Genomic DNA, 4632 nt, shown 5'->3' on the forward strand with positions numbered 1-4632 from the left:
TGAAGGTGTGACTTTCCTGACACAGCTAACGCTGTATCAACAAACTTTAAGTACTTATTAGACAAAACACAATCATCCCCTTTGTGTTTTCGGTAGCAGATAATGCTAAGGGGATTAATCCTTTTTAAATTAATATGTCAAAATAAAATAGGGGGTAGGTTTTCTACAGAGCCAACTTTTGTATCATATAAATCAAGCGTAGGAAAACGAAAGAAACTAAGTTAAGTAGGGCATCGTGGTCAATCTATAGAAAATGAGTGCATAATTTGGCTCTATCGAAATCCGCGACATTTTAATGGATATCGGTGTTAACAATAATTTGCAAAGTATGGATTATTATTGAATCCGTTTTCCAATTTCAACTGTTGCTATTGATTTTTATAGGATTTCTACAGAGCAAAAAAATGCATAAATTTAAGCACCATCAAAACCAAGTTAATCAGTATGAAAAATATCGCTGTTTTCTGCATATTCGTAGCGATGATTACACTCATCATCGCCCTGCCAGTAGCATATCCAGGTGTCGATCGCGAGGAAAATACTGTTCAGGTCACCGTACTTGCGGTCAACGATTTCCATGGACACCTGTTTGCCGAACAGCAGCTGAACGATAGGCCTGCGGGGAGTGCACCGGTCCTCGCTTCCTACCTCAAATCGGCCATGGACACCTCAGAGGGCGCAGCAACGATACTCGCCCTGACAGGAGATACGGTTGGGGCATCGCCGCGTGAAGCGTCTCTCCTGATGGACGAGCCGAGCATTCTTTTTTTCAATTCATTTACAGACCCATCTTGCGGTTCAGGTGACGACATACGCCATAGCTCCTGCAACGTTATCTCTGTTCCCGGAAACCACGAATTCAATCGGGGTGTGGAAGAACTCCTGCGGATGAACTACGGGGGGAATGGAAATGTTTCGATTCCCCGCCTCACCGATCCGTATCCTGGTTCCCTAGCAGATACCATCTGTGCCAATGTAGTTTGGAAAGAGAACGGAACACCAATCTTCCCACCCTACACGATTCGCGAGGTGGACGGCATTAGGATAGCATTCATCGGTGCAGTGACCATAGAGACTCCTATCCTCGAGCTCCCCCAGAATATAGAACACGTGGAGTTCCTCGATGAGGCGGAGACGGTCAACCGGTATGTCCCAGAACTGCAGGAACAGGGGATTCACGCGTTTGTGGTGTTGCTGCACAATGGGGGCAAGCAGGAGCCCTATGAAGGGCCGACACGGCAGGGCTGCAACGTGACTGGACCGATAGTCAATATCACGGCCGATTTTGATCCAGATATCGACGTTGTGCTTGCCGCACACAGTCATTCTTTCATGAACACTTATCTCCAGAACTCGGGTGGAAACGATGTCCTCGTTGTGGAAGCATACGCATACGGCAAGGGATATGCAGATGTCAAAATCAACATCGACGCCGCTACCGGTGAGATAATTGAAAAGTCTGCGGTAATCGTTCCCGTGTACGCAGACCAGCCGCCAGGCACGTCACCAGACCTGTCGATCGAGGAATTTCTCGTAGATGTCGAAGATGCCGTCAACCAGCTGGATTCAGAGGTAATCACCACTGCAGCTTCCGACATCACCAGGACACCGGATTGGGCCGGGGAGTCGGCGCTTGGTGATCTGGTCGCCGACTCTCAGCGTGCGGCCATGGGTACCGACATCGCCTTCGCCACTGCAGGCTCGCTTGCAGGATCGCTACAGGCGGATCTTACCTCAGGGAACATTACATGGAACGACCTAGAAGCGGTGCTGCCCGCAGATGCCTCCATGGCCACCACCTACGGTGGATGGTACAGCCGCCCACATGTTGCGTCTCGCAATATTACTGGCGACCAAATCGTGACCATGCTCGAGCGACAGTGGGAGACCCCGGTACCCGCAGAAATCCTTTCCGTGTCGGGGCTAACCTATGCCTACGATCCCACACTCCCTGTCGGCAGCCGTGTGACCGAGGTCCTAGTGAACGGAATGACGCTAGACTCTAACGCAACGTATACGGCAGCTATGAACTACTACATGGCCTACGGCATGGGTGGTGATTTCTCGCCTGCATGGGATTGGAATGTAACGGTTACCGTCGGCCCGACAGATATCGACGCTCTGTTAACCTATATCCAATCACTGCCAGAGCCGATGGATGTGACAGCCGATGGTAGAGTCGTCCGGTTGGAGGAGTAAGCATAATATCTTGTTCGGCGGTCACCACGTATCCCGTTTTCCGGGCAGGAATACGGGAAATGGCGTGCGATGATTTCCTGCTCTGTCGTCGTGTATGTCAGGGGACGCTTACATATAGACCCCCCTTGGGTCTATTTCCATTTTCGCGAAAGACGATTAAACCTAACTTTGTTAATATTCAGAGAACAAATAGGTAAATGCATAAGATATTGCCAATGTTAAAATTGATAAACATAGAACTTATCGATTAAATGGAATATACTCTTTAGCTGAAAATGGATTATCATTCATTTTTTTGTTTTGTCCATTCAGTATAATATCCCATATTTTCTGATTTGCTTCAATTACAAAAGTAGCAATATATCCGCAGCAATTATAGTGATAAAGTCTACCAAGTTTTATACTAACATGGGTTTCATTGGATAAATTTTTTTCAATAGAAAGCAAAGCACATGTTTATAACATTTGTTTTCTCTTCGAGGATGACAAACTGGATTTACTTAATGGACTACGATGCAGGCTGGATTAAAAACCAGAAAGGAAGAGGTTATAATATGAAAAGTTGGAATGATCGTATTAAGCAGACATCAATCGTTGAATAGTTGAGTACACCTTAGAATAATCTTCACTAATTCTTATATTGGAATATTTTTCTCTTTCGTTGTAAACCATATCATTATAGTAAACAGTATTTGAAAGTACATTTTTATCCTTTACAGAAAGTACATGTGATTTACCAAACACCTTCCGGGATATGAGATTTGCATCTTCCAAGATGGCGGCATGTTTAGAAACAACTGGAACGGAAACATTCAATTCTCTTGCTATTTGTGATATATGCATACTATTTTCACAGATAATTTTTAACATTTTTATGCGTGTTTCATTGTTAAGTGCATCCAGAAATGTGTTGAATTGTTTTTCCATAAAAGTGGATTTCATTTAATTAATATATAACCTTATTTATATGGATATATGTCATAATTATGATGAGCATGATATTATATGCGCTGCTGGAAGATATTCCACACATGTGGAACATGTTGGACATCTATTATTACTTCGCTTTTGGAATCTTGTCACTTTATCACCACACGTTATATACATTAGTAACATGGGCTCTGTAGAATGCCTATTGGAATCATTATTATCCACTATTCTTCAAAAATAATTGTTGTCATGCTTATATGTTGGACTTTTATTGACTAAACGAAATAATTGCGTATTTGTGTTAATTGTTTTCAAAATAGATAAATAATAGAAACTAGAAACAGATCATGTGTAGTTGTATATAATACACATACAAATAAACCATATCGTCTCCACAATTGAACACTGATTAATATCAGTGTTCCTACATTTCATCAATTTTACAACAAGTGTTTTCACATAAATTTCAGATAAATAATAGTTTCGTTGATAAAACCAAATGGATTTTTATAGAGTCTATTGATTACTATTTCTCATGTTATATACATATGTAAAATAGTATATGAAAAACAAATACTTTATTTACATGAACTATCATTACCCTTTTTAGAAAGACATAACACTAATTTAACAATGTATTATTATTGAAAAATTATAATCATTTTTAAATATGCAACAAATAGCACAACCATGTAATGGATTATCTTATGTGGTCGTCATACACGTACAGGATTTTCCAAATGGGTGTCTTGATATACAGTTGGTGGTAATATTCATAAAATCGCGAACAAACTGATATTATTCAGTTTATTATTAGTTATACTGGTATCAATACCAGTCGTATCAGCAAATGAACAAAAAACAAAAATAACCTACATAGCTTACAGTGAAAGCGAAGCGCTGGAGCTTGCAAGTGAGACGAACTATCACAGTGATCTAATTGAGTACAACTACATTGGATTCTACAATACCACATCCAAGACATTAAGTGAGGAAATAATAGATGCGGCTGAAACTGGATACCTGAGTACACAGGATACAATTCTTATAACCTCATTCTACAGTGATATTCTTGACAATGAGACCATAATGAATGCCCTGGAAGATGCTCACAATGATGGTACAGTGCTTTACAGTATCAAACCATTGGGAGCTACACCACCTGAATACTTCGATTACGCATCAGATGGAACGACCACTGACCCCATTACAACACTCTACAATAACATGGGTACTGAGGGGGAAGGACTGGAAAATGCAGAGGAACTTCTTGTTTCACTTACCATGGGATCCAAGATCACCTACATCGCCTACAGTGAAAGCGAAGCTTTGCAACTTGCAAGTGAGACAAACTCCCACAGTGATCTGATCGAGTACAACTACATTGGCTTCTACAATGCCACGACCAAGACATTAAGTGATGAAATAATAGATGCGGCTGAGACAGGATACCTGGGTACACAGGATACGATTCTTATAAGCTCATTCTTCACAGTGATATTC

At 41.5% G+C, this 4632-nt stretch carries 3 protein-coding genes and 1 pseudogene; 2 read left to right on the plus strand and 2 right to left on the minus strand.

What is annotated here, in order from left to right:
* Nucleotides 1–101: pseudogene (locus FKV42_RS14315) on the minus strand (IS5/IS1182 family transposase); the annotation flags it as partial.
* 343 nt (nucleotides 102–444) lie between these two features.
* Between FKV42_RS14315 and FKV42_RS00445 the strand changes: the two are divergent.
* Nucleotides 445–2199: a bifunctional metallophosphatase/5'-nucleotidase gene (locus tag FKV42_RS00445; protein WP_154808284.1), complete on the plus strand. Its 1755-nt coding sequence runs from the start codon at nucleotides 445–447 to the stop codon at nucleotides 2197–2199.
* A 576-nt stretch (nucleotides 2200–2775) separates the two neighbouring features.
* On the opposite strand, the gene FKV42_RS00450 is transcribed toward FKV42_RS00445, so the two are convergent.
* Nucleotides 2776–3126: a winged helix-turn-helix domain-containing protein gene (locus FKV42_RS00450; RefSeq protein ID WP_196213995.1), complete on the minus strand. Its 351-nt coding sequence runs from the start codon at nucleotides 3124–3126 to the stop codon at nucleotides 2776–2778.
* Between the two features lie 1092 nt (nucleotides 3127–4218).
* Here FKV42_RS00450 and FKV42_RS00455 point away from each other — a divergent pair.
* The coding region (locus FKV42_RS00455; protein ID WP_154808286.1) for a hypothetical protein at nucleotides 4219–4632 on the plus strand (414 nt) is incomplete at its 3' end.

The organism is Methanolobus vulcani (genome assembly GCF_006546655.1).
GTDB lineage: Archaea > Halobacteriota > Methanosarcinia > Methanosarcinales > Methanosarcinaceae > Methanolobus > Methanolobus vulcani_A.

What these genes read in the sequence shown, in the direction of transcription:
- FKV42_RS00445 (WP_154808284.1), top strand. Translation starts at nt 445, where the DNA reads ATGAAAAATATCGCTGTTTTCTGCATATTCGTAGCGATGATTACACTC.
- FKV42_RS00450 (WP_196213995.1), bottom strand. Translation starts at nt 3,126, where the DNA reads ATGGAAAAACAATTCAACACATTTCTGGATGCACTTAACAATGAAACA.